The 25,232-nt window shown below is 34.2% G+C and carries 21 protein-coding genes, 4 pseudogenes and 2 other annotated features; of the genes and pseudogenes, 16 read left to right on the forward strand and 9 right to left on the reverse strand.

Annotated features, from left to right (window positions below):
• Window positions 1-103: 103 nt before the first annotated feature.
• Window positions 104-505, reverse strand: coding sequence for an IS200/IS605 family transposase (gene tnpA, locus U860_RS32040; RefSeq protein ID WP_025150815.1), 402 nt, complete (start codon window positions 503-505; stop codon window positions 104-106).
• An 88-nt stretch (window positions 506-593) separates the two neighbouring features.
• Between tnpA and U860_RS0126000 the strand changes: the two genes are divergently transcribed.
• Window positions 594-1,952: an RNA-guided endonuclease TnpB family protein gene (locus U860_RS0126000; RefSeq protein ID WP_025150816.1), complete on the forward strand. Its 1,359-nt coding sequence runs from the start codon at window positions 594-596 to the stop codon at window positions 1,950-1,952.
• Between the two features lie 73 nt (window positions 1,953-2,025).
• Window positions 2,026-2,652: pseudogene (locus U860_RS0126005) on the forward strand (ATP-binding cassette domain-containing protein); the annotation flags it as partial.
• Between the two features lie 219 nt (window positions 2,653-2,871).
• On the opposite strand, the gene U860_RS0126010 reads toward U860_RS0126005, so the two are convergent.
• Window positions 2,872-4,374, reverse strand: a complete 1,503-nt coding sequence (locus tag U860_RS0126010) for a malate:quinone oxidoreductase (protein ID WP_025150817.1) — start codon at window positions 4,372-4,374, stop codon at window positions 2,872-2,874.
• Window positions 4,375-4,804: 430 nt separating this feature from the next.
• On the opposite strand from U860_RS0126010, the gene U860_RS0126015 reads away from it, so the two are divergent.
• From U860_RS0126015 to U860_RS0126040, 6 genes are all read left to right on the forward strand, one after another.
• Window positions 4,805-5,851 (forward strand): DUF2332 domain-containing protein, encoded by a 1,047-nt coding sequence (locus U860_RS0126015; protein ID WP_025150818.1) that lies wholly within the window; start codon window positions 4,805-4,807, stop codon window positions 5,849-5,851.
• A 417-nt stretch (window positions 5,852-6,268) separates the two neighbouring features.
• The gene (locus U860_RS0126020) at window positions 6,269-6,847 is read left to right on the forward strand and encodes a sigma-70 family RNA polymerase sigma factor (protein WP_025150819.1); all 579 of its coding nucleotides are present in this window, start codon (window positions 6,269-6,271) and stop codon (window positions 6,845-6,847) included.
• A complete protein-coding gene (locus tag U860_RS0126025; protein ID WP_025150820.1) occupies window positions 6,837-7,835 on the forward strand; it encodes a hypothetical protein in 999 nt (332 codons plus the stop codon). The genes U860_RS0126020 and U860_RS0126025 overlap by 11 nt, the downstream gene beginning before the upstream one ends.
• A gap of 103 nt (window positions 7,836-7,938) precedes the next feature.
• A complete protein-coding gene (locus tag U860_RS0126030) occupies window positions 7,939-8,523 on the forward strand; it encodes a TetR/AcrR family transcriptional regulator (protein WP_025150821.1) in 585 nt (194 codons plus the stop codon).
• Window positions 8,524-8,534: 11 nt separating this feature from the next.
• Entirely contained in the window at window positions 8,535-10,085 is a 1,551-nt protein-coding gene (locus U860_RS0126035; RefSeq protein ID WP_025150822.1) for an MFS transporter, read from the forward strand.
• A 93-nt stretch (window positions 10,086-10,178) separates the two neighbouring features.
• On the forward strand, window positions 10,179-10,724 hold the full coding sequence (locus U860_RS0126040; RefSeq protein ID WP_025150823.1) for an NADPH-dependent FMN reductase: 546 nt from the start codon (window positions 10,179-10,181) through the stop codon (window positions 10,722-10,724).
• A 135-nt stretch (window positions 10,725-10,859) separates the two neighbouring features.
• Here U860_RS0126040 and U860_RS0126045 read toward each other — a convergent pair whose 3' ends face one another.
• Entirely contained in the window at window positions 10,860-11,696 is an 837-nt protein-coding gene (locus U860_RS0126045) for a membrane protein (protein WP_025150824.1), read from the reverse strand.
• A 550-nt stretch (window positions 11,697-12,246) separates the two neighbouring features.
• Here U860_RS0126045 and U860_RS0126050 point away from each other — a divergent pair.
• Window positions 12,247-12,804: an rRNA adenine N-6-methyltransferase family protein gene (locus U860_RS0126050; protein ID WP_002172441.1), complete on the forward strand. Its 558-nt coding sequence runs from the start codon at window positions 12,247-12,249 to the stop codon at window positions 12,802-12,804.
• Between the two features lie 170 nt (window positions 12,805-12,974).
• On the opposite strand, the pseudogene U860_RS35415 reads toward U860_RS0126050, so the two are convergent.
• Both U860_RS35415 and U860_RS0126055 read right to left on the reverse strand, forming a co-directional pair.
• Window positions 12,975-13,246, reverse strand: a pseudogene (locus U860_RS35415) (BBE domain-containing protein).
• A 73-nt stretch (window positions 13,247-13,319) separates the two neighbouring features.
• A complete protein-coding gene (locus U860_RS0126055; protein WP_025150825.1) occupies window positions 13,320-13,700 on the reverse strand; it encodes a VOC family protein in 381 nt (126 codons plus the stop codon).
• Window positions 13,701-13,962: 262 nt separating this feature from the next.
• Here U860_RS0126055 and U860_RS0126060 point away from each other — a divergent pair, with 262 nt between their 5' ends.
• Window positions 13,963-14,454: a hypothetical protein gene (locus tag U860_RS0126060; RefSeq protein ID WP_025150826.1), complete on the forward strand. Its 492-nt coding sequence runs from the start codon at window positions 13,963-13,965 to the stop codon at window positions 14,452-14,454.
• Window positions 14,455-14,481: 27 nt separating this feature from the next.
• Window positions 14,482-14,733: pseudogene (locus U860_RS32045) on the forward strand (GNAT family N-acetyltransferase); the annotation flags it as partial.
• A gap of 220 nt (window positions 14,734-14,953) precedes the next feature.
• On the opposite strand, the gene U860_RS0126070 reads toward U860_RS32045, so the two are convergent.
• Both U860_RS0126070 and U860_RS0126075 read right to left on the reverse strand, forming a co-directional pair.
• Complete coding sequence (locus U860_RS0126070; RefSeq protein ID WP_025150827.1) at window positions 14,954-15,415, reverse strand: nucleoside deaminase; 462 nt, start codon at window positions 15,413-15,415, stop codon at window positions 14,954-14,956.
• A gap of 28 nt (window positions 15,416-15,443) precedes the next feature.
• Window positions 15,444-16,751 (reverse strand): purine/pyrimidine permease, encoded by a 1,308-nt coding sequence (locus tag U860_RS0126075; RefSeq protein WP_025150828.1) that lies wholly within the window; start codon window positions 16,749-16,751, stop codon window positions 15,444-15,446.
• Between the two features lie 290 nt (window positions 16,752-17,041).
• Here U860_RS0126075 and U860_RS0126080 point away from each other — a divergent pair, with 290 nt between their 5' ends.
• Both U860_RS0126080 and U860_RS0126085 read left to right on the forward strand, forming a co-directional pair.
• Window positions 17,042-17,917 (forward strand): LysR family transcriptional regulator, encoded by an 876-nt coding sequence (locus U860_RS0126080; protein WP_025150829.1) that lies wholly within the window; start codon window positions 17,042-17,044, stop codon window positions 17,915-17,917.
• Window positions 17,918-17,939: 22 nt separating this feature from the next.
• Window positions 17,940-18,248, forward strand: a pseudogene (locus U860_RS0126085) (hypothetical protein); the annotation flags it as partial.
• Between the two features lie 29 nt (window positions 18,249-18,277).
• Here the strand turns inward: U860_RS0126085 and U860_RS0126090 are convergent.
• Window positions 18,278-18,781 carry a kinase gene (locus tag U860_RS0126090; RefSeq protein ID WP_025150831.1) on the reverse strand — a complete coding sequence of 168 codons (504 nt, stop codon included), beginning with the start codon at window positions 18,779-18,781 and terminating at the stop codon, window positions 18,278-18,280.
• A 216-nt stretch (window positions 18,782-18,997) separates the two neighbouring features.
• Between U860_RS0126090 and U860_RS0126095 the strand changes: the two genes are divergently transcribed.
• Both U860_RS0126095 and U860_RS0126100 read left to right on the forward strand, forming a co-directional pair.
• Entirely contained in the window at window positions 18,998-19,549 is a 552-nt protein-coding gene (locus tag U860_RS0126095) for a GNAT family N-acetyltransferase (RefSeq protein WP_025150832.1), read from the forward strand.
• 21 nt (window positions 19,550-19,570) lie between these two features.
• Window positions 19,571-20,095, forward strand: coding sequence for a cysteine hydrolase family protein (locus tag U860_RS0126100; RefSeq protein WP_025150833.1), 525 nt, complete (start codon window positions 19,571-19,573; stop codon window positions 20,093-20,095).
• A gap of 217 nt (window positions 20,096-20,312) precedes the next feature.
• Here the strand turns inward: U860_RS0126100 and U860_RS0126105 are convergent, their stop codons facing one another.
• Window positions 20,313-20,750, reverse strand: a complete 438-nt coding sequence (locus tag U860_RS0126105) for a YndM family protein (RefSeq protein WP_025150834.1) — start codon at window positions 20,748-20,750, stop codon at window positions 20,313-20,315.
• Window positions 20,751-20,930: 180 nt separating this feature from the next.
• Here U860_RS0126105 and U860_RS0126110 point away from each other — a divergent pair, with 180 nt between their 5' ends.
• Entirely contained in the window at window positions 20,931-24,413 is a 3,483-nt protein-coding gene (locus U860_RS0126110; protein ID WP_029953103.1) for a DUF4020 domain-containing protein, read from the forward strand.
• Window positions 24,414-24,521: 108 nt separating this feature from the next.
• Window positions 24,522-24,758, forward strand: a binding site (T-box leader).
• A gap of 54 nt (window positions 24,759-24,812) precedes the next feature.
• Window positions 24,813-25,049, forward strand: a binding site (T-box leader).
• Window positions 25,050-25,232 lie beyond the last annotated feature (183 nt).

Below are 25,232 nucleotides of genomic sequence, written 5' to 3' on the forward strand. Positions count from 1 at the left end.
CACAAGAGCCACTCATCTTTCCGTATATGACAATTGAACCAAAAATAAGAAAGCGCATTCCTCTTCAAAATCTTCGATTTAGTGGAGGTTAGCCTTCTGTAATTTACTTCCCTTGATTCTCTATGTACGCACGTATAACTTCAATTGGTTCGCTTCCCGTTGTTAGTAACATGTAACTTCTACTCCAAAAATACGGTTTCCAGTAAAAAGGTTTCAATTCATCCGGGAACTCTTTTCGTATATAGCGGGAAGTAACTGTTTTAAAACTATTCACAACATTAGCTAAGTGAATTTGTGGCGGAGCATCAAACAGGATATGTATGTGATCCTCTTCACCGTTCATTTCAATAATTGTACAATTCCACTTTGTAAATAGGTTGTGGGCAATTTCCTCGAGCCTATTTTTTATGTTTTCATTGATACAAGGATGTCTATATTTTGTAACTACAACTAAATGATATGTTAGTTTATATATTGCATGTCTATTCTTGTTAAATTCATGCATGAAACCACTCCTTATTATTTTACAACTAAATTAATATAGGTTAAGATTTTAACATACTCAAATACGAAAAGGAAGGAGGGTTTGTTGGATGTCCGCGACAAAATCCAAAACGTTAAAACATAAAATAACAAATCAAACAAACATCTTTGAACCAACGATTCAAATTTTTAATGAAGCACTTTCGTATTTTATGAATGTTATCGATAAAGAATTTTTAAGTTTGGACGATTGGAACACAAAAGGAATCGTACCGGCCGTGGAAATATTGACGCATACGACGAAAACAAACCCACTTCCTAAATATAGAGAGTTTAACCAACGGTTTTACAAGTTCCCTAGTTATTTCAGGCGCGCGGCTATCGCTTCCGCCTTCGGAAAAGTGAAAAGTTATCGTTCCTTACTCCAAAACTGGGTAGAAGAAAAAGAACAAGCGAAACAAGAGGAGAAACGTTTTTCAAAACGTCCACCTTCTTTTCAACTTGAACACAATGAATTTCCTGTATTCTACCGCGGTAACATGTTTGAAAAAGGAAGTAACCATGAAGCGAAATTAAAGTTATTTATAAAAAAAGATTGGGTTTGGGTAGATATTACATATAAACCAATGGATTTAGAAAAGAGAGGCGTTTCAGGCTGGAAAGAATGCAATCCAAAGCTGATAAAAAGTGGTAAGAAATACTACCTAGCTATCTCCTATGAGAAGAAAATTCCGTTAAATAAAACAAACATAAAAGACCAAACGATTATTTCCGTGGACCTCGGAATGACCAATTCTGCGGTATGTTCTGCCATTCGTTCCGATGGAACTGTCATTGGACGTACATTTATTAACCAGCCAGTAGAAAAAGACCGGATGGATCGAATGAGTAAGAACGTAAAAATCGCACAAAAGGAATATGGGTACATTTCCGCTCCTAACCTTTGGAGAAAGATAAACGGTCTACAAAAACATATCATGATAGATACAGCTCGTCGCATCGTAAACTTTGCGGAACAGCACCATGCTGATGTGATTGTATTCGAATTTTTAGGGAAAATGAAATTTTCACCTAACACTTACGGAGCCGAACGACTCAAACAAAAATTGCACCATTGGTGCAAAAATGGCATTCAAAATAAAGTAAAACAAATGGCGCACTACCGAGGAATTCGTATTCGTCGGGTAAATGCTGCAAATACTAGCAAACTAGCCTACGATGGCTCAGGTGAAGTTGTACGTAATCATAAAAAAGACCTCGCAACATTCCAAAATGGCAAGGTCTATCATGCTGATTTAAATGCAGCTTACAATATAGGCGCACGTTATTTCTTACGTGAGCACCTTAAAGCTTTTTCTGAAAAGAAAAAGTTGAAACTCGAGGCAAAAGTACCTCAAGTTTCAGCCAGAACACAGCAATCCTTATCTACATTCATTAGTTTTCTTCAGGCGGTCGCACCAACGGTGTGAAAATGCTCGAGTTAACCGTATTTATGATGAAGGATGCTCCATCAAAATCTATGATTTAGGTGGAGAGGTTCACGAGAATATTTGTATCGGAATGAAAGCGAAAAAGAAAGAGCTTCGAAATAAGATTAATAAGTTACTAGAAGACTTAGGGTGGAACATTCAACTTCATGAGCTAGGATTATCGTTATCGATTGCCCAGCAACAATTAGTGGAAATATTGAGGGGATTAATAAGGGAAGCTGAGATTCTTATTTTAGATGAGCCAACATCGACATTAACAGCTCAGGAAATTAAGAGTCTTTTTGTGTTGATGAAAAGTTTAAGAGAAAAAGGAATTGGCATAATTTACATTACGCATCGTTTTCCAGAAATCTTTGAAATTGCGAATAAAGTAGCGATTTTGCGTGACGGGATGATTGTAAGTCAAGGAGATGTATCAAGTTATACATATGACATGCTAATGGAGGGGTTATTACCGAAAGGCTATAAACTTGAGGAGAAGAAAGAGATCATCCAAGAGGAAACAGAGCATTCGGAAAAAAATTTAGATGTCACGAATGTGTCCGGTTATGCATTTCAAAATATATCATTTACTGTACACACTGGAGAAGTTGTTGGGATTGCAGGTATCGTCGGATCCGGTAGGACTGAACTAGCGGAATCGATATTTGGATTAATGCCTTTGAAATCAGGTTCCGTTTGAGAGCTAAAATATTTTAGTTGCTTCTTGTCGAATCGCTGATATATTTTTAGAATCGATCGATATAATTTGAAAATCGCCGATATAACAAAAGAAATAGTCGATATATTTAAATTTTCGCCGATATAATTTCATTCACTATATTTCTTCGTTATACAAAGTAAAAAAACGTCCGAATATATCGGACGTTTTTATTATGTCGTTTTTAAAATCTATTCATTAATTATGCACAGCTTCTTTTTCATTTAACCCAAGTGTGCGTCCTGTTGAAGCGTGAAGTTCCTGGAACAGTCTTGGATTTTCCGTTAGTGACATGCCATAAGAAGGGATCATTTCTTTTATCTTTGGCTCCCATGCTACTATACGTTCTGGGAAGCATTTTTCTAATACTTCAAGCATAACGTGAACAGCAGTAGAAGCACCTGGAGAAGCACCAAGTAACGCGGCGATTGATCCGTCAGATGCACTAACAACTTCTGTACCAAATTGAAGTGTTCCTTTACCACCAGCATCAGTATCTTTAATTACTTGCACACGTTGTCCAGCAACTACAATATCCCAATCTTCACTTTTCGCGTTCGGAATAAACTCACGTAATTCTTCCATACGTTTTTCGTGTGATAACATAACTTGTTGAATTAAGTATTTTGTTAATCCCATCTCTTTTACACCTGCTGCTAACATCGTTAAGACGTTATTCGGTTTTACAGAGCCGATTAAATCAAGATTTGAACCTGTTTTTAAGAATTTAGGTGAGAAGCCTGCAAATGGTCCAAACAGTAAAGCTTTTTTGTTGTCTATATATCTTGTATCAAGGTGAGGTACAGACATTGGTGGAGCACCAACTTTAGCTTTTCCGTATACTTTTGCATGATGCTGCTCTACAACTTTTTGGTTTTTACATACCATAAATAGTCCACTTACTGGGAATCCTCCAATATGTTTTGACTCAGGAATACCAGTCTTTTGAAGTAGAGGTAGACTACCGCCACCGCCGCCGATAAAGACAAATTTCGCAGTATGATGTTCGATTTTGCCACTATTCATATCGTGAACTTTTACTTCCCACAAACCGTTCTTCGTGCGTTTAATATTTTCAACACTATGTTTGTAGTTTAGCTCGACATTTTTAGTTTTTAAGTAATCAAACAACATGCGCGTTAACGCACCGAAATTAACATCTGTTCCAGAATCAATCTTCGTTGCAGCCATTGGTTCATTAGAGTTACGGCCTTCCATAATGAGTGGAAGCCATTTTTTTAATGTATCAGGTGCATCAGAAAATTCCATTCCTTCGAATAAAGGATTTTTTGAAAGCGCTTCAAAACGGTTTTTTAGAAACGCTACATTTTTTTCCCCTTGCACTAAACTCATATGAGGCAGTGGCATAATAAAATCTTGTGGATTACGAATTAGGTTTCTCTTTACAAGATACGCCCAAAATTGTCTTGAAAGTTGAAATTGCTCATTTACTTTGACAGCTTTACCAATATCTATAGATCCGTCAGATTTTTCGGATGTATAGTTAAGCTCACATAGCGCAGAATGTCCTGTACCGGCATTATTCCATTCATTAGAACTTTCTTCTCCGGCATTTGCGAGTTTTTCAAATACTTTAATTTCCCATTCAGGTGCCAATTCTTTCAGTAATGATCCTAACGTTGCGCTCATAATTCCAGCGCCAATTAAGATAACGTCTGTTTTTTGCTGCATGTTGCTCATGATAATCTCTCCATCCCCTATATTGGCAAAAAAGAAAAGGTGTTTTTATTTCTAAGCCGTAAAAAGTAAACACCGCCTAGGCCCCACCTAGGAATCTATCTTTTTTGTCTCAATTATATAACCATCTCATAGTCTATTATAATAATTAATAGACTAAAATATCTAGTGTTATCTGATAATTTTAAACTATTTAACGTTTTATTTCATAGAATTCTTCTGTCATAAGGGTAAAAAGCATTGTAGTAAAGCGGAATTTGGAGAAGAATTCCAGTTTGATGTTATCTCAAAAAAACTTACTAATACTTTTATTTTTATGTTTTATCTTTGGAAATTTGTAAGAATCTGTTTTTGTGACATCTAATTTGAAAAGATAGAGCAAATAACAAATTAATGGTAAGATTATTCTGAAAATAAAACAGGAGGGATACCAATGCTTACAAAAGAACAAATCGCAAACTTATTTCGAAATTTTTCTGTGAATGAATGTAAAGGATCAAGTGATTTATACGAGTATTTATCAATAAAAATTTCTGAAGATGAGGAAGTTCTTACGTTAGCTTCCTACGCACAACCTGGTCAACCAATCCCAAACTTATTATTAGGTGCAGTCCATTATTTATTGTTAAAAGGAAAAGAACACACTTTAAAAAGGTATTATCGTAGTTTAGTTGAAAATGCTGATACAAATTTTGAAAATGCCTTTCACCAATTTAAAGATTTTTGCCATGAATATCGAGAAGAAATAATTACTTTATTGCAAACGAAACTCGTTCAAACGAATGAAGTAAGACGATGTGCCTATTTATATCCGAGTTTCTGTTACATATTTAATAAAGTGAACAAACCGTTAGCGTTAATTGAAATTGGTACAAGTTCTGGATTACAACTGTTTTTGGATCAATATTGTTATTCATATGGGACCGATAAAGTGTATGGAAATACACAATCGAATGTTCATTTAACCTCTGAAATAAGAGGGGAGAATATGCCGTATTTGCTAAAACAAAGTCCACCTGTCGTAGAAAGAATCGGACTAGATTTACATGTGAACGATTTAAATGATGATGAAGATTATTTATGGTTACGAGCGCTTATTTGGCCAGAACATAAAGAAAGACTTGAACTATTCGATCAAGCAGCAGCGCTTGTAAAAGAAAAATCAGTACAATTAATTGAAGGAGACGGTGTAGCGCTTCTCCCATCCATTGCAGATCAAATAAGGGAAGATGCGGTGATTTGTATTTTCCATACACATGTAGCGAATCAAATACCAGAAGATGTGAAACGTACGCTTGAGAAACGAATTCAAGAAATCGGTGCAAATCGTGATGTATTCCACCTATATAACAACATGTGGGACCGGGACCTTCATATTGATTATTATATTAACGGAAACGAATATTGTGAAACGGTTGGGGAAACAGAAGGGCATGGAAGATGGTTTAGTTGGAAGCTTGGGAATGAGTCGTTTTGTTAATAGAACCCTGATAGTCATGGGCTTTATCAACTATATTCATAATAAACAAGCTGATGGACGAATCTTAAGTAATTCGAATAAAGTGTAGAAAAAGCGAAGTCACGGTATAAATGGCTACATAAATAACAATATAATTCGCACACAAAAATGCTTGGGAGAAATCGAAAGAGATTCCCAAGTATTTTTTGAATGGTTATGTAATTTTTTGAAGTGAATCGTTTGCTGAAAAGTTACATTATCTTAAGTAATCGTACAAGATAAATAAAATAAACGAAACTTAGAATTACATTTAAATTCCATCTTTCGGTACAATATACATTATTTTTTTATTGTAATAAACAAATATTTGTGTAAAATGAACCTTTTGTGAGAAACGGACGAATATAGTGTGAAAGATCATGAGAGGGGAACGTAATTTTGGATGAAGTAGTATTAAAAGAATGGCTATATAAAATGGAGTCCGGGGACCAAGAAGCCTTTCAGATTATTTATGAGTACACATGTAAAGATATTTATAGAACAGTAGTATTTTTAGTAGGGAGTCAAAACCAAGATGTAGACGATATAGTTAATGAGGTGTACATCAAAATGTGGAAGTCCGTAACAAATTATGATATGAATCGTTCATTTCGTTTTTGGTTACATGGACTAGTTGTCAAACAAGTACAGGATTGGCGTCGTAAATCGTGGCGACGATTTCGAATCTTTGAAAAGAAGAAAATGTATGAACAAGATCGGTCTTACATAATGGATGAAGCTATTTTATATAAGGAAACAAGAAGTGAATTAGTAGAAGTTGTACAAAATTTATCTTATAAGCATCGTGAAGTAGTTATTATGCGTTACTTCCATGAATATAGCTTGGATGAAATTTCTATGCTTCTTCAAACCCCTGTTGGTACAGTGAAATCACGATTACATACAGCGCTAAAACGATTAAGAACTGAAATGGAGCATATGCCAACCTTTAGGGAGGGAGAAATAAATGGATTTTGAACAATATGTAACGAATGAATTGAAAAGAAAAGCAGAGAATTTAGAGCCGTCTCTTAATCTAGAAGATAAATTACAAGCCTCTTTTCGTAAATACCAGCAATTGAAAAAGAGAGGGAAAACATCTATGAAGAAAAAGTTATTACTGGGCTTTGTAGCTGCGGCGATTCTAATACCAACCGGTACTTTTGCAGGTACAACATTAATGGATAAAATTGTTGGGACACCAGAAGAAGCAAGGCAAGATATGGGAATGACTGAGGATGGTTATAATGGGGTAATGGAACGTATAGAAATTGCTAAAAGTATATTTACAGAAGAGGACTTTGAAAAGTATGTTGCTTTATTACAGGAATCGTACCATTCTTATAAGAAAGTAAGTGTCGTAGAGAATGGAAAAAGACAATATACAGCTACCAATCGTTTAAATGCTGATGAAGAAAAAAGAGATAAAGAGGTAATGGAACAATTAAATACATATGAAGAAAGAATAAATCAACATTTTACCTATACATTTGAACAAGCTGAAAAAATAACTGGTTTTCCGATTAAGCATCCTACATATATTCCAGTTGGACATCAACTAGTATTTGAAGAGGTAAAAGCCGAAGCGACATTAGGAAAACCTATGCCGCTTATTACGATGAGATATGAAAATCGTAATGTAAAAAAACAGCCACATACTTCAGATGCAGAATTAGGTTTTACAATTCATCTTTTAGAAATCATTGAGGGAGAATATAAAGATTATTTTATTGACAGACCATTTGATAAACCCTCTGAAAGAGGACCTAATTTTTCTGGAGATATAAAGAAATATAAACTAAATGGGTATGATGTTACATTTGGAGAGCATAAAGTGTCACATGTAAGGGCTATGAAAATAGTGGTACCTGCAAAAGAAGGAAGAAATGCATATCAAGTGTATATAAACGATAGTATGCTATCTAAAAAAGAGCTTGAGAAAGTTTTACTTTCGGTTGTTGAATAGATAATGAAATTTCAGAAAAATGAAAGTAAGTAGTTACTTTCATTTTTCTTTTATGATAATATGTTAGTAATCACTTACTTACATATTGGATGGAGGAATAAAGATGGGGAAATTAACAGCGCGAGAAAAAGTTATGGAAGCTGCTACTTTATTATTTGGTGAAAAGGGGTATACAGCGACAACAATTCGTGAAGTGGCAGAAAAAGCGGGGGTAAGCGAGTTAACTATATTTCGTAATTTTAAAAATAAGGAAAATTTATTTAGAGAAAGTATTATTTTACGAACAACACCAGTTGCTTTATTAGAGGAAATAGAAGAGCAATTTACTGGTGATTTACATAAGGATCTTACGAAAGTGGCAGAAACATATATTCAAATCAATTTGCCAAAGCTAAATTATATTTGGGCTGCGTTAATAGAATCAAGACAAAATAGTGAAATGAAAACATTACTACATGAATTAAATTCACATTTAGTGAATCATTTAGAAACCTATTTAAAGCAACTTGGAGAGAAGGGGCATATTTCTTCTTGTAACTACCGTTTAATAGCGAATATGTTTTACGGACAACTGTTTTTATACATTATGAATGTTAGTATAGCGGAAGAAGAAATTCAGTTAGAAGAGTATATAGGGACTTGTGTAAATTTATTTATGAATGGGATTTTAAATAAAGAAAACGAATAGGGGTGGGGGAATTGCGAAATACATTTGCATTAATTGCATTAATTGCAGGTTTTTTTATGGCAATTTTAGATTCAAACATTGTGAATATCGCATTACCAGAAATGACAAAGACATTTCATACGTCAATTGATACCATTTCTTGGATTGCTAATAGTTATAATGTTGCCTTTGTATCGTGTTTATTAATTGCAGCACGTCTTGCGGACCAGTTTGGTCGCAAGAAGCTGTATATTATCGGTTTATTAGGATTTTCTATTAGTTCGCTTATGTGTGGTATTGCCACTTCTTTTCATATATTAGTAGCCTTTAGGATAATACAAGGAATCTCAGCAGCAGTTATCGTACCAGTTGCTATGCCTCTTGGTCTTAAGTTAGTACCGAAAGAGAAACAAGGTATGATAGGTGGTATTATGGGAGCTTTCGGAGGATTAGCAGCGGCAATTGAGCCTTCACTTGGTGGTATTTTAACTGATAAATTGAATTGGAGCTGGGTGTTTTTTATTAATGTCCCAGTTGGTATATTATCTTTAATCTTCGTGATTCTTTGTATTAAAGAGTCGTATGATCATACTGCAAGCTCTAAAATAGATTGGGCGGGTATGATTACTTCTGCATCTGCACTATGCTTACTTGTATATGCACTCATACAAGTAAATACAAATCAATTAAGCACAATAAGCTTAATTCTTCTTTTTATGCTCTCATTAATAAGTTTTATATTATTTTTCATTATCGAAAAGAAAAGTAATAATCCAATGTTACCTTTAAAGTTGTTTTCATATAAAGAATTTTCAATTTCAAACCTTTGCTTATTTTTCGTTGGGATGGGGTTAATGAATTTTTTATTTATACTTGCTTTTTATTTTGTTCAAGTAGAAGGAATGTCTGAACTACAGTCAGGTTTAATTATTAGCACTTTAGCCATTGTTTCAATGATTGTTACAGGAGTAGTAACACCAATTGCAGCAAAACGAGGTAGTGTATTAATAAGTAGTACAGGGATGATTGCTTTTATCATAGCTTCGTATTTATTTAGTCAGATAGATTCAAACTTTACTACATGGGATTATATATGGCGATTAGTGATCGTTGGAATTGGAACAGGTTGCACTTTAGCACCGTATACAACAACTGCGGTTTTAAATGTGCCAGGTGAAAAATCAGGTGTTGCTTCAAGTGTATGTAATATCTCTAGAACGGTCGGAAGTATTGTAGGGGTAGCAATACTGGTCATGTTTTTGAATCATCAATTGTTAGTTGAAAAAGAAAAAGTAGATAGTGAAGTAATGACTGTGATTGAAAAAAGTAATTTAACAAATATAGAAAGAGAACAAGTGCTGCAAGCGATGAAAGGAATTGATAAAAATCAAAACAGCATGTTAAAGTCTGAAGAGGCGAATAAGCTTTACGAGAAAATGAAGCAACAATATAAACAAGGAATTGTATATAGTTTTGATAAAACATTTTTAATGGGTTCAGTTATTTTTACTTTAGCGCTCATTTGTAATGTAGTTGGTATATATGTAAGTAGGAAAAAAGGTACAATTTCGTTAACAGGTTAGTTTTATTGCATAATACTATTATGTAAACAAAATTAGAGTATGTACACCTAACTAAATAGTTCAATATTTTTGATATTCGTAGGAGGGGATCATATGAGTAAACACAAAAAAATCATAGCGATTTCAGGCAGTATTAGGGAAAGATCATCCAACACAAACGTATTAAAAGCTTTAGCGGCATTTATTCCAGATGGAGTAGACTACACCATTTATAAAGGAATAGAGCAACTTCCTCATTTCAATCCGGATGTAGATCGAGTGGGAGCACCGGCTGTTGTTGAAGAGTTTCGAAAGACATTAAGTGAATCACATGCACTTATTATTTGTACACCAGAGTACGCAAAAGGCATACCAGGAGTTTTAAAAAATGCATTAGAATGGCTTGTTTCATCAGCGGAACTATATAAAAAACCAGTGGCTATCATAACAGCTTCACCGTCAATTACGGGAGGGGATAAAGCCCATGAATCTTTGTTACTTACACTGGGTATGATTGATACAGTTGTCGTTCAAAATGGTTCGGTATTAATCCCATCTGTGCGTACTAAATTTAGTGATGATGCAAAAGTTACAGATGAGGATACAAAGCAAGCTCTTATTTCTTTAATTCAAAGTATAGTAGACGAAATAAGGGAATAATGATTTGTTTTATATAAAGGCAATACTACCGGTAGTTTAAAAGTAGTATTGCCTTTTTATTTTCTTTTGGCTGAAATTTTGTACTAATGATTAGGAAATCATGTCACCTATTTTAAGGTTTAGATAAAATAAATATTAATTTATGCTCGGGTTCACGTCTTTTTTCGTCTTGGTCAAATAAATAACTAAGCTCAAGATTGTTGCGAGGAAAATTACGCTTGTTCCCACGGTACCGAGACCAAGACCACCAGCATCGTGAGGCTGTGATAGATAGTCGCCAAAAGAGGCGCCGAAAGGACGAGTTAATATATAAGCGATCCAAAAGGCCAACACTGCATTTAATTTGGAGCGGTAGTAAGCGACGGTTACAGCCCCAATTAATGCGGCAAATATGAGCGCTGAAATCCAGTAACCTAAGTTGAGACTCTCTGCTACGAGATCACCAGCTGCAGTACCTAAGGCGAAGGTGAACAGGATAGCCAACCAGTAGAATGCTTCTCGCTTTGTTGTGTAAATAGAGTGAATGGACAGTGTCTTCTCACTCACATACCAAGCAGCAAAAGTTGCCAGTAAGACAATGGTGAAAACGATGGTGGTCGTCTCAAGAGCGACCCCGAAGTTGTCCGTAAGATTGTCGGTGACCAGCGTACCAACAACACTAATCAGCAAGACAGTGAGCCAGTAAATCCCTGGAACATACTTCTTCAATCTGAACTGGAATACTAGTGTGATGAACAAGAGAGCACTCATAACAAAGGTCGTTTTAGTCAAACCAAAGTTCAAGTTTGTATTTAAGAAGTCTGCGCCTGTTTCGCCCACTGTAGTTGCCATGATTTTGATAATCCAGAAGAAAATCGTAACTTCTGGAACCTTGTTCAGCATCTGCCAGCCTCGTGATGAAACGGGAGCGACTTCATGAGAAATAGATGGATTTTCTCTATTCTTATCCTGATCCTTCTTATAATATTTCATGTATGATTCCTCCTTACTAGTTATTTATGTATAAACAGAGTGTAACTAATAAGAATGAGATTCAGATGAAATTAGGATGAAAAAAACATTAAAAAAAGATGAAAAAAAGAAATTTCTAAAGTGTCTTTTTTATTTAACAAATACAGTTAAAAAAACTATATCCTTTCTTTGTTTGCGGAATAGAATAGAAAATACAGCAAAATTGACACTCTTCATTTGATATCTTAAGTTGGTCGTTTTCTGCAAAATAAAAGTGTAGAGCAATATTAGTTTGACATGGAGTCTCTACAAGCATGACTCACATGCCAAGAACGTCATAATAACAAGCAATTGGTGCTATTATACTTGTTTCTCCATGTTAAAGCATGTGTGAATTGTTGTTTGTAATACTATGTATTTTTGTTTTACAAACACCAAGTTGGTGACTAATCGTTTAAGTGTCTTTTGTATTTAGGGGGACATTAAGAATATCTTATGTATTTCTCATCATATTTTAATATTTTTTTAGTAGAGTATACCTTGTATCCTACAAGGAAAGAGGAAGAAGACTATGCATGTACTACGTTTTTTAAGTGAATATATAAAACACCCAAGAACTGTAGGAGCAGTATTGTCAAGTTCTAAGCAACTTGCAAAACAAATGGTAGCCCCTATAAATTTTGAACAAGCAAAATGCATTATTGAGTATGGACCAGGAACTGGAGTGTTTACGGAACAGCTCATTCAACATAAACATAATGAAACAGTATTGTTAATCATTGAGAATAACGCACGGTTTTACCGTATACTTCATGAGCGATATTCACACATGGAAAATGTGTACATTATTCATGACTCTGCCGAATATACGGAAAAGTACGTTCAGAAATATAAAATTAACCAAGTGGATTATATTATTTCAGGATTGCCATTTACCAGTTTATCCCTTGATACTTCTACAAAGATATTACAGGTAACAAAAGAAGTATTAAGAGAAGAAGGGAAATTTATTACTTTCCAATATACACGCTTTAAACAACAATTTTTCCGTTCTTTTTTTGCAAATATTGAGGTGAAGAAAATAAACTGGAATATTCCACCGGCTTTCGTGTTCACTTGCTTTATGTAAGGTGATGGGAATGTGCGAAACCAAATCACTATCATGTAAAAGAAATGAATTATTTCCAACATAAAAAACGAACGATTTTTCCTGTGAAAATTACAGAAAAAATCGTTCGTTTTTTTGCCAGAAATATAAACTATAACTTTCATTTTGGACTATTAAAAGGGCGGAATACTTTACGGAAAGTTGAAACCATTTTTCAGGTCATATTTAGCCTTTACTTCCATTAACCGATCAAAGTTACAGCTGTAGTATGCATCTGGCCAAACTTTAATGGAGAGGTAGGTGTATTAACGTAAACGCCTTTTGTATATGGTAGCATCGCTAATCGAAAATCTTCGGTCCATCGAATGCTTGCGGCAGCACCTTCTTCTTGATCCCAAGTGGTGAATATTGATATGTTCGAATATGTTTTAGGGTGATTATTCTTAGAATGAGGTTTTCGGATCTATCAATGAATCGAAATAATAAATAAAAGTCAATACTACATGAATCTCAAATGCAGTATTGACTAAATAAAGTTAAATAGTGATCTCTATTTGATTGCCTTCCGGGTCGCTTATTACACTTTCGTAATAGCCATCTCCAGTGAAACGTGGTCCATTTAATAAAGGATAACCAGCTTCTTTTAACGTTTTTGTTAGTTCATTTACACGTTCTTCACTTCCAACAGAGAAAGCAATATGTGCATAGCCAGTTATATTAAGATTAGGTTCGTTTTCTATACCTTTCTTACGCATAATTTCAAGTCGTGCTCCAGACTCGAACGTAATAAAATAAGATTCAAATTGTTTTGCTTCATTATGATATAAAGAGTTTGGTTTACCGTTGAAATACTTTGTATAAAAAGTACGCATCATTTCTAAATCATTTACCCAAATTGCAATATGTTCGATTTTCATTCGTTTCACCAATCCTTTCTTTATGTAAATTAAAAAATATGTACTCTGAAATAATTAGCGAAGGTGAACAACACTAATTAGATGTTCACTTTATTAAATTTGCAATCATATTGCAAGAAATAAGAATGGATGTTAGGAAAAATCAAATTGTAACGAAAAAGTTTTAATAATGGTATTAGATAATTTTTAAGTCATAACATGCATACAATGTCTAATTAAGTGAATTACGTACGTCAAAATTGTAAATAAGGGGGGGACATTTGTGGGGCAAATTGAACAAATGGTAATTGTTGGCATTTACATGTCTTTTATACTGTCTATTATGATATTAGGGTCTACATATTATAATCCTCGTCTTTGGTTAAATGATTATCCGAAAGATATTCAAAAAGTAGTTTTTCCAAAATCGATAAATGAAAAAAAACAAACGTTTTATTTCGGAATTATTTACAATATTATTCTCTTCGGAACACCTTTAATTTCTACATATATACTACATCACCATGAAAAATTATTGTATATTGAGGCCTATTTACATACTTTGGGGATTGTAATGATTTTCAATTTAGTAGATTTATTAATAATCGATTGGCTTATATTTTGCTGGATTACTCCGAGGTTTGTTGTTATTCCTAGTACAGAAGGAATGAAAGGGTATAAAGACTATATGTTTCACTTAAGAGGTGCAATAGCCGGAACGCCATTTTTAGCAATTGTAAGTTTATTTTTGGCAGGAATTGCGACAACTATTTAGTATAAGGAAGAGGGGGAGGAAACGTAAATACTATACTTAAAAGAGAAAATAATTAGCTTTTTGATTAGAGAATTAGAAATAGATGATAGTTTTACAGTAAATGCTCGGTTAGTTCTTTCTGTTTCAAAAATAAATAACAAAATAGAATATACAGTCGAAGAAGTGCCTAGCTATGAAAAAAGTTATTTAGAAGATCAATATGAAGAAGATGAAGAACTAGCGTACAATGAATATATAAATAATCCTAATTAAATAATTTACATAGCGCTCTCACATAACTAGATCGTAGAAGTTATGATATTGAAAAAGAATTGGGATCTCTTTTCACTATAAAAAAAGCCCTTTAGATAAACAAATCCAAAGGGCAAAACATAGCGTCTTTTTTATAAACACCGTGATTTTATTTAAAAGTGGCATCCACTCTTTTTATTTGAGGAGTGGATTTTTTTATATTCTGCGTTGTTCTCTCTCAGAAAACACGTTCTGTTACACATATAATTTATTTATTCTTTTCTTTCCAAAGAGCAAAAGGATTCTTTTCATGATGATTTTTATCGAGCTTTAATAATTTTATGTCGCGTTGTTCTTTTGGAAGAGCTATTTGCTGATAAACGTATTTTGTTCCTAATCCAATTTCCTCTTCCTCTTGTGCAGTATAAGAAAAATAAACATGTTGAAGATTCGCCCAGTAAATGGCACTTAAACACATCGGGCAGGGCTCTCCACTTGCATATAGTATGCAGTCGGAAAGATCAGATGTACCAAGAATGCGACAAGCCTGACGGATAGCTAGAAGTTCAGCATGCGCAGTGGGATCATGTGTTTTAAGAACATCATTTACTCCCTTCGCAACAATCTCACCATCTTTAACAAGCACTGCACCAAATGGTTTTCCTTCTTTGTTTTTGGTATTTTCGTAAGCTAAATCAATTGCCAATTTTATGAATTTTTCGTGACTCATTAAAGAACGCCCCTTTAAAAATTAAATTTTAAATATGATTTTTTTCACTCATGTTTTTTGTTTTCCATAGTTGTTCTAGCACAATTACGATGATTGTCCCAACAATGAGACCATTGCTTAAAATATATTGAAAAATAGTAGGCAGACCATTAAATATTGCTTTAGGAAGAAACATTAATCCAATACCGATTAGCAATGTGATTCCTAATATAGTTAGCCGGCGTTGATCTAATTCGTCTTTCAAAAGGGATTGAAACGAGATCCCAATCATTTGGACAAAGGATGCTAAACTTGCGGCACAAGCGACAGGGCCAGGAAGCGTAGCTAAGAAGTCGACGACTGATGGAACAACGGCTATACCTGCTAAGGCTAAACTTGCTATTAGGAAAGGCATTATTCGTTTTTGCTCGGTTAATCGGATAAAACCCGCCGATACTGGCAATGGTACAATTCCAATTGTCGAAAAAAGAGCTGATATAACATGTGTAATACCGCCAGACCAACTGGCACGGTTAATGATTTGTTTTTCGGATTCTCCTGATTCTGGAACCACTTGTTTAACAGCCGTAACGGCCGCTATCGTATTAGAGACTAAAATAAACGTAAATATAATTGAGGTTATAACCATTCCAGCATTGAACTGCGGAGTCCCCCAAGCAAAAATGTCTGGTAATTTAATAAAGGAATCTGGTGTGGAAATCGTGTTGGAGCTTTTTCCTAATAAGAAATATAGTAACCAACCAAATAAAATCCCTAACAGTACGGAGTAACTTTTCATCCATCCTTTTCCTTTAATTGATAGCACTATTACTAGAACAAATACGCCAAATGAAATCGCTGCTGTTTGATAATCTAGGTTAGATTGTCCTTGTATACCGAGCATTCCCTCTAAAAAAACACCACTAAGTTGAAGACTCAGAATCAAAAGAAAAGAACCAGTAACTAAAGGAGTAAACAAAAACAACAGCCGATTAACCAGGCCGGTTATGCCAAGAATAACTAGTAAAAACCCTGTAACTAGCAAACCACCTTCTAAAAGTTGTAATGTTTCTTTCATGCTTTCTCCCTGCTGAGTCGCCATACCCGCTAAGATGACAAATACACTGACCCATGAACCTGCAGGTCCGTCAGCGATCGGATAGCGATGTCCGAAACATCCTTGTATAAAAGAGCTAATGCCCACCACAAAAAAAGTTCGTTGCATCAAATCGGATATTTCCTCGATTGATAAATGAAATACGCCCCCGATTACGATTGGCAATGCAACAGAAGTGGCCAGCAGGAAAAAGAACCATTGAAAGATGCTTAAAGCGCCGTAAAAACGTTGTTTCTTCATATTGTTTCACCTTCATATAAAATATTTATTTTTTCCAAGTACCAATAGAAATTAGTTCTAATTGACTTGAAAATAAAGATTTCCCGCGAGAAAAGCTTTTATTAACCTATCTAGATGCCTTAACTAACCTCTGCAAATTTTTTTGCTTAAAAGTGCATCGTTTTTTAAGGCAACTACGGGAAATTTCTTTTCATCTAAAATTATGATATCTTAGAATTTGGTATATGAAAAATATAAAAAAAATTAATTTTACTAAAGATTTTCATATAATGAGGGGGTTTTTCCTATTTATGGATATTAGACAACTGCGATATTTCATAGCAATTGTAGAAGAAAGAAAAATTTCTGCTGCGGCTGAAAGACTTCATATCTCCCAGCCGCCGCTAAGCCAGCATCTAAAAGCAATGGAAGAGGAATTAGGAACGAAATTAATTGAGAGAACTGGGAAATTTTTAGAAGTGACGGAAGCAGGAAAAGCCTTATATAAATATGCACTACAAATGACTCATTTAATGGAAGAAGCCAAAATGGAAGTAAAGGAGGTCGGAAACGGGGTAAGCGGAAGACTAACGATAGGTATCAATACTTTTTCAGTAGACGGATTACCTGAATTACTTAACCAATTTCACAAAAAATATCCTAAGGTTACATATAAAGTTCATCAAAATGAGTCATCTCATCTTTGTCAATTAGTGAGAGACAGGATTGTAGAGCTGGCGATTATACGATTACCGCTCGAGTTAGATGATTTTTCAACTATCCATCTTTATACAGAACCTTTTTACTTTATTACTTCAAATAAAAAGCACCCTTTTAATCATCAAGTTACGCTTGCTGACATTCAAAACTGCCCTCTAATAATACCGAGTACAGAAGGATTGGGAGTTTATTATATGATTTTAGAAGCATTTTCAAAAGCGCAACTATATCCGAATATTATTGCCGAATGCTCTGACATCTCACTTTTATTAGAGTTAGTCGCAGGTAACTTTGGAGAAGCTATTGTTCCAGAAACTGTAATTAAACAATACAAAAACTACAATATCCAGGCTTTCAAAATTACAGATACAGAGCTATCTGCATCCGCGAGCTTAATATGGCTGAAGAATCATTACCTATCAAAAAACGCTCAAAACTTTATAAAACTGTTAAGGATGAACATCTAGCAAAACACGGACTTACTGAGTTAATGTAAAGCTAACGAATATGAAAAATGAAGATATACCTACTGATGAAGACAGTTACTGGGAAGCCTTTGACTTATTCGGTTCGGAATATGTATGTAGATTGTTAGGAGCGCCTTTATACGATGATGTTCCAGAAGATTTAGGATGTCCCACTTGTTCTAAAGAGATGAAATATGTTGCTACAATTACACAAGATCTTGAAGAACGGGAACTTATTTCAGTAGTTGATTCTCGGTTTGGTGAAATGAAGATATATTTTTACTTATGTAAAGAGTGTTCAGTTATGAAAACTGAAATACAAGGAACATAATAAAGTAAGACTGACATGATGAGCCAGTCTTATTTTTGTTGCGTCACATCATTAACAATCGCATGAAATATGCCTTTTTGCGTAAAATCATCTGTAAAGACAGTTTCTCTATCAACTTCAATTGTATCGTGCGGGTTATACCATTTACTTAATAAATCTTCTCCAAATTCAAGTCGTTTTTCTCTCGTATTATGCCGTCTAATCGTTTCTTCAAGTGATAAGTCAAAATAATATGTATAAGCGTTTCCTTCAAAATAATGTATTAATTCTTTTAACATATCACCGTACCTACGACTGTTAAGTATACCTTCTAAAATAACAAATTCGCATTTTCCTTTTCCGTACTTCGTAATCTCAAAAATTAAATCATGAGATAGATTGCCCATTGTGTCGTGGACTTTTAACATATCTCTACGCACAACATCTTGAGACACTAATAGTGTACCTTGACCGAAATGTTCTTGCAGTTCTTTTGCGATTGTTGTCTTGCCACTTGCGGAGTTTCCTCGAAGAATGATTAATGTTGATTTCAAAGTCTCATCTCCAGATTGTTTTAGTGTTTTAGGTTTTGTTACATAAGAAATTCATTATGGGAAACATTCTCTTAGTTAAATAATAGTTTATGATAATCAATTTGACTTGAACAGAATAAATTCTTATTTTTGGATTATACAAGTAGAAGCAGTTTTAAAAGTTTACTGTTCACAAATAGAAAAGTATTATAAGAGTAGCTAATAAGGAGGTAATTTATGTTATTTCATAAGGGACAATTGTCAGTTAGATACGTAATAGAAAAAGATGCACCTATCATCTCTAAATGGTTAACAGATCCAGAAGTTTTACAGTATTACGAAGGAAGAGATAATCCACAATCTGTAGAAAAGGTACTCGATCATTTTATACATAACCCAAACAGTAATGAAAAAAGATGTTTAGTAGAATTTGATGAAATGCCGATTGGTTATATACAAATGTACCCTGTTGATTCCGAATGGAAAGCTTTATATGGATATGAAGAATCACACAATGTATGGGGCATGGACCAATTCATCGGTGAACCAGCGTATTGGGGAAAAGGAATTGGAACTGATCTCGTTCAAGCAGCAATTACATATATTATGGAGAAAATAGGTGCGGAAGCGATAGTAATGGATCCTAGAGTAAATAATGTACGTGCGATAAGCTGTTATGAAAAATGCGGGTTTAGAAAGGTGAAAGTACTAAAAGAACATGAATTACATGAGGGGAAATTAGAAGATTGTTGGATGGTGGAATATAATAAAAATGCAGGGGGCTTATAAAAATAAAGGGAGCTGTGTGAAATGAAAAAAGCATTAATAGTTATTGATGTACAAGCGGGTATGTATACAGCGGGAATGCCAGTACATAATGGGGAAAAGTTATTAGAAACGTTGCAAGAACTTATTCAAGAATGTCGTTCGAATAGTATTCCGGTTATTTATGTGCAACATAACGGGCCAAAAGATCATCCGTTAGAAAAGGGGACAGAAGGTTGGAAAGTACATGCGGCGATAGCTCCGCAAGAGGGTGATAGTATCGTTGAAAAGACAACACCCGATTCATTTAATAAAACGAACTTGAACGAAGTTTTACAAGAAAAAGGAATTGAACATGTTATTATTTCAGGAATGCAAACACAGTATTGTGTTGATACAACAACGCGTAGAGCGTTTAGTGAAGGATATAAAGTAACATTAGTAAGTGATGCCCATAGCACGTTTGATACAGATGTATTACGTGCTGAAGATATTGTGAAACATCATAACGTAGTGCTTGGATCATTTGCGGATGTTATTACGTTAAAAGATTTAAAAGTAGAAGCGTAATTACAGAAGTTGCTGTCTCTGAATGGGAGGCAGCTTTTTTTATTGAAAGACAAGTTGCCGAATAATGTCGGAGAACCGATCTATCTAAAAAATCGCTGATATATTTTGATTTGTGGTCGAAATAATTAGAAAATCGCCGATGTAATTTCATGTACCGAAATGATTGTACAAAAAAAGGAGCACCACTTTATCAAAAGGGAGCTCCTTCACCAAAATGTTATTTCTTCTTATCTTTATCTAATATATTTTGCTCTTCAGCGAACTCTGTACCATATGCAAATCTGCGATTAATACGAATATTATCGTTGTTATGACGCGTGCGTGAATGTGAAAAACGATGGACGATTACTTCTGATAATGTAAAGACGATAGCAGAAAGGATACTACCCCATGCAATTTGCATGTAGTTGTCTAATAATATATTACCGAAAATCCAAACGCTTAAATACGTTAGTAAAAAGTTTGTCATAATGGCAGCAGAATCGCCAATTCGATTTAAAATGATTTTATTAACAAACATATAAGAAACGATTGTGACAAATAGACTAAAAGAAATAATTTGGACGAGCGTTGCTGGGAAAAATAAAGCTAATCCGATACTAAAAGCGATGATACACGATATAAATTTGATTACTATTACAGTAAAATCATTCAATATTTACACCTCCGATTTATACATAGTTTTACAATAAATTCAGGAGTTCATACATTTTAACGGTTTAATTTAAATAAAACTTTTTCATGTTTGATTTTTTGTCTAAATATTAAAAAAACAACGGAAAAATGTTATAGTAAAATGAGAGCGTATGACATTTTTAGGTAAGGGGGAATCCAAATGTGGATTACTTCAGAAGTAGAAATTCCAGATGAGTTAATCGATCACCTTGAACAAGGGAAGTTAGTATTATTCGTTGGAGCAGGAGTTTCTATGAAGGGGAAATCAAACTTACCGAATTTCGATGATTTAGTTGATGAAATTTCGAAAGCTTTATATGTCGAAAAGCGTGAGATGACAGAACCCCACGATTATTATCTTGGTAAAATTGCGAAAACGAAAGATGTGCATCAAGTTGCAAGAGATCTCGTTAATATAGAAAAATCAAAACCGAACCCATTACATTATGCCATTCCAAGGTTGTTTCCATTAGATACGGATGTTCGTATTGTAACGACAAACTTTGATCAACATTTTACGTCTGTAATTGCTGAAATGAATAGAGAGCTGAATATTTATTATGCGCCTGCTTTACCGACAGGGAGAGCGTTTAAAGGATTGGCTTATATACATGGAAATATAGAACAGGAGAAAGAAGCTTTAATTTTAACAGATGGTGATTTTGGAAGGGCTTACTTAACGGAAGGTTGGGCGAGACGATTTTTAGTGGATCTATTCTCAAATTACACCGTTTTATTCGTTGGGTATAGTCATAATGACCCAGTAATGAAATATTTAGCAACAGGTTTACCACCGAGTACAAGGCGTTATGCTTTCGTCGCACAAGGTGATAATACATACCATTGGGAGCATTTAGGGATAAGACCAATTGTGTATCCAAATAAAGCAAATAATCACCAATCACTTGTGAAAGCGGTGAAGCGATGGGCGGAATTAATGGGTGATAATTATATTACAAAAAGAATGCGTATTCGTGATATTGTAACAGTTCCTCCATCAGTCGAGCAGGAGCAATTATCGTATGTAAAACAGTCAATAAAAAAAATAGAAACAGTTCGGTACTTTGTTGAATTTGCACGTGAGTATGAATGGGTAGAATGGCTTGAAGCAGAGGGGAAACTAAGAAATTTATTTTTGCTTACGCCAAATTATGATGAAGTAGATGAGTTACTTGCGGAATGGTTAGTGGAGCAATTTCTTTTTAGCCATCAAAAAGAACTATTTCAATTGATTTTTAAAAATCATTCTAAAATATCCCCGTTATTATGGCGAACAATTTGTACTTACTTGAACGAAACGAAAGAAACGATGGACCCTTTGTTGTTTGCAAAATGGACATTGCTTGTATTAGAAACGGCAGAAAAAGATAGTAGCTCTATTGAAATGATTTCATACTTATTGCAAAAATGTTCTTTCCCTGAACATAAAGAAATTGGCTTGTTGTTGTTAACGTTTATTTTGGACGGAAAACTGAAATTGAAGCGTGTAAGAAAATGGGGAAATGATACGCAAGAATCGATAGAACTTGAGGAATCGAGTCGTTTGTCGGTGCCTATTTTTTCTCATGTAGAGCGAATTTGGAAGGAGAAAATGAGACCACATATCTCTTACTATGCCGCTCCGATTATGGTTATGGGATTAGAAAAGATACAATTATTGTCATTAAGACAAAATGCACTGAAAAAAAGAGATAGAGAAATTTCAGAGCAAGAGTTACAGCAAAATGATTTTACATTTTTAATTCAAATTGTAAAAGAATGTCTTACATATTTATGTGAAAACAATGAGAAAAAAGCGAATTATTATATTACAGAAATGATAGAAACAGATAGTGTACTTCAAAAGCGAATTGCGATTGAAGCAATGAGTAAAAATGTATTCGTTACTGCAGATGTCAAATTAAAGTGGTTACTATATGAAGGCCTTCTTTTAGATTTCACATATAAACATGAAGTGTTTCAACTTTTAAAGATTTATTATGCTGACGCTTTAGAAGAAACAAAAGAAGAAATTATTCAAAATGTATTAGAACATCTTGCAGAAGAGAGGGCGTTTGATGCTTGTCTCGTTTTAGATTCATTATTTGCATGCGATTCGAATAGTCGATGCACGATAGAAGGATATGAATTAATGAAACAGAAGCACCCTCATTTTTCTTCTGATCGATACAGTGTTCCAAAGAAAGAGTCTATTGAACAAAGCATTACGTGTAATGTAACAGCAGACGGATTACTACAGCTGAAAGACGATGAAATAATGAAGCAAGTTCGGCAGTTTTCTCAAGATGGTGTTTTTGAGCAACGCCATTTTTTAGAGATGTTATCAAAAGCATGTAAATTAAATGTAGAGTGGAGTATTTCGTTTGCTTATCAACTAGTAGGCGTGCACGAAATTAGTAATGAAGTTTGGTTTGTTTGTATTAGAGAATGGCGAAATAATAGGAATTTGACGAATGAGCAAATTCAAAGGATCATTCCGTTATTACAGAAGTTTGTTAGAAATACTACTTTTCATTGGTTAATTAGTAGTTTTTTATATGAAATTAGCAATCGATTAGAAGAGCTAGAAGAGAATAGTATACGGGTTGTAAAGCGCTTTGCTTTTTCATTATTTCCACAAGTTATGAGAGGGGAAACGGATTTTAAAATTGGAAAACAAGAGTTTTACAATGAGTCTATACAGCATCCGGTGGGGAAGATGACTGCTGTATTACTAAAACTGTTAGCATACGATCACTTATATGATCGCAATGTGTATGAATATTTATTTTTATTTGAGGAACAGGTAAGGGTTTCTTCGGAAAGAACGAACTTTATGTTAGCTCGTTTAACAGCAGATATTACGTTTTTATACCATATTGAGAAGCAATGGTGTCGAAAATATGTATTACCTTACTTAGATTTAAAGAAAGAAAATGAGCTGACCAAATATGCGTGGGCGGGATTATGTTATACGCAAATTAATTTACCTCTATTTACAGAAATGAAGAGATATATTAAATATGCAGTAGAGCATTTAGAGGCGCTACATCCGTATACGAGAGAAGCATTTTTAAAATGGCTTAGTTTTGTATTTATTAAATGTGTGCTGTATTGGGAGCAAAAAACAGATTGGTTGTATCCACTTTTAATGCAAGTAAACGAAAATAATAAAATTAAATTTATGCAGTATGTATGCTACTACGTAAAAACGTTAAGCGGAAAGGAACAACAAAAATTTTGGACAGCGTGGCTAAGTGTATTTTTAAGAGAACGTCCGAAAATGGGCGTAATAACAACGAGAGAGTATATGATGCTTTTACGTATTGTTTTATGCATGGATGAAATTTTAGAAAAAGGACTTTGTATTATTTCGAGTAAATTTCTAGGTGTAGAAGGGCAATGTAATCAAGAAGAAATGAAACAGTTATTTATTGAGATGCTTGAAAAGAAGGATAGTATGAAAGAATATAAAGAGCTGTTTGCAAATGTGTTTTTTATTTTACTTCAAACACGTCAAGAAGCTGATTTACTTGAAAATGAAATCATACAAATAAAAGAACTATTAATCCAGTATGAAGTAGAAAAACATGTATTAAATTTAATTGAAAATGAGATGATTCGTATCGGAATTGTAATGGGGAATTTACAAGAGGGACTATAGGGCGGTAGCGGAATTTTTAAAAAATAAATAAAAAGTTGTTGACAGTATTTTAAAAAGCGTTCTATAATACGAATCATACTTATTCAATTTCAAAAACATTTGAATAAACAAAGTGCAATGAAGAGATCACAGTAGTGGTTAGTCTTACTGTAACAGAGAGCTGGTGGTTGGTGTGAACCAGTACAGGGATAATCATGAATTACAGTCTTGGAGCATCTTTTTCGTAGTAAAGATACGATTGTCTTTATGAAGAAAGAGCGGTCAATTGATCGTTAACAGTGAAGAGAGGTAGACAGAAATATAGTCTACAACTAGGGTGGTACCGCGATAAATATCGTCCCTACTGATTTATTCAGTAGGGACTTTTTGTATTTTGGTGGCCCAACTTGAAAATAAAATAAACATGCGTTGAAAGGAAAAGGAGTAGTTGTTGTTTCCCTGTAACAGAGAGCTGGTGGTTGGTGCGAACCAGTACAAAAACAAGAGCGAATTACAGTCCTGGAGCATCTTTTTCAAAGTAAAGATACTTATTGTCTTTATGAAGGGGAAGACGGTCAAATGATCGTTAACAATGAAGAGAGGTAGACGAAATAAGTCTACAACTAGGGTGGTACCGCGATAAATATCGTCCCTACTGATTGGATCAGTAGGGATTTTTTGTACAAAAAAAGTGGGATTTTAACTAGTAGATAGTGTCTTTGTACTAATTATTAGTTTAAAATAAGAAGAGGTATCGATTCCACAATGAATTTGTATAATTTATCAGTTCAGAAAATAGAGAATTTTCCATTCTCTTACTATACTTTTAAAACATTAGAG

The sequence above is a fragment of the Bacillus sp. H1a genome (assembly GCF_000633475.1).
Taxonomy (GTDB): Bacteria; Bacillota; Bacilli; order Bacillales; family Bacillaceae_G; genus Bacillus_A; species Bacillus_A paramycoides.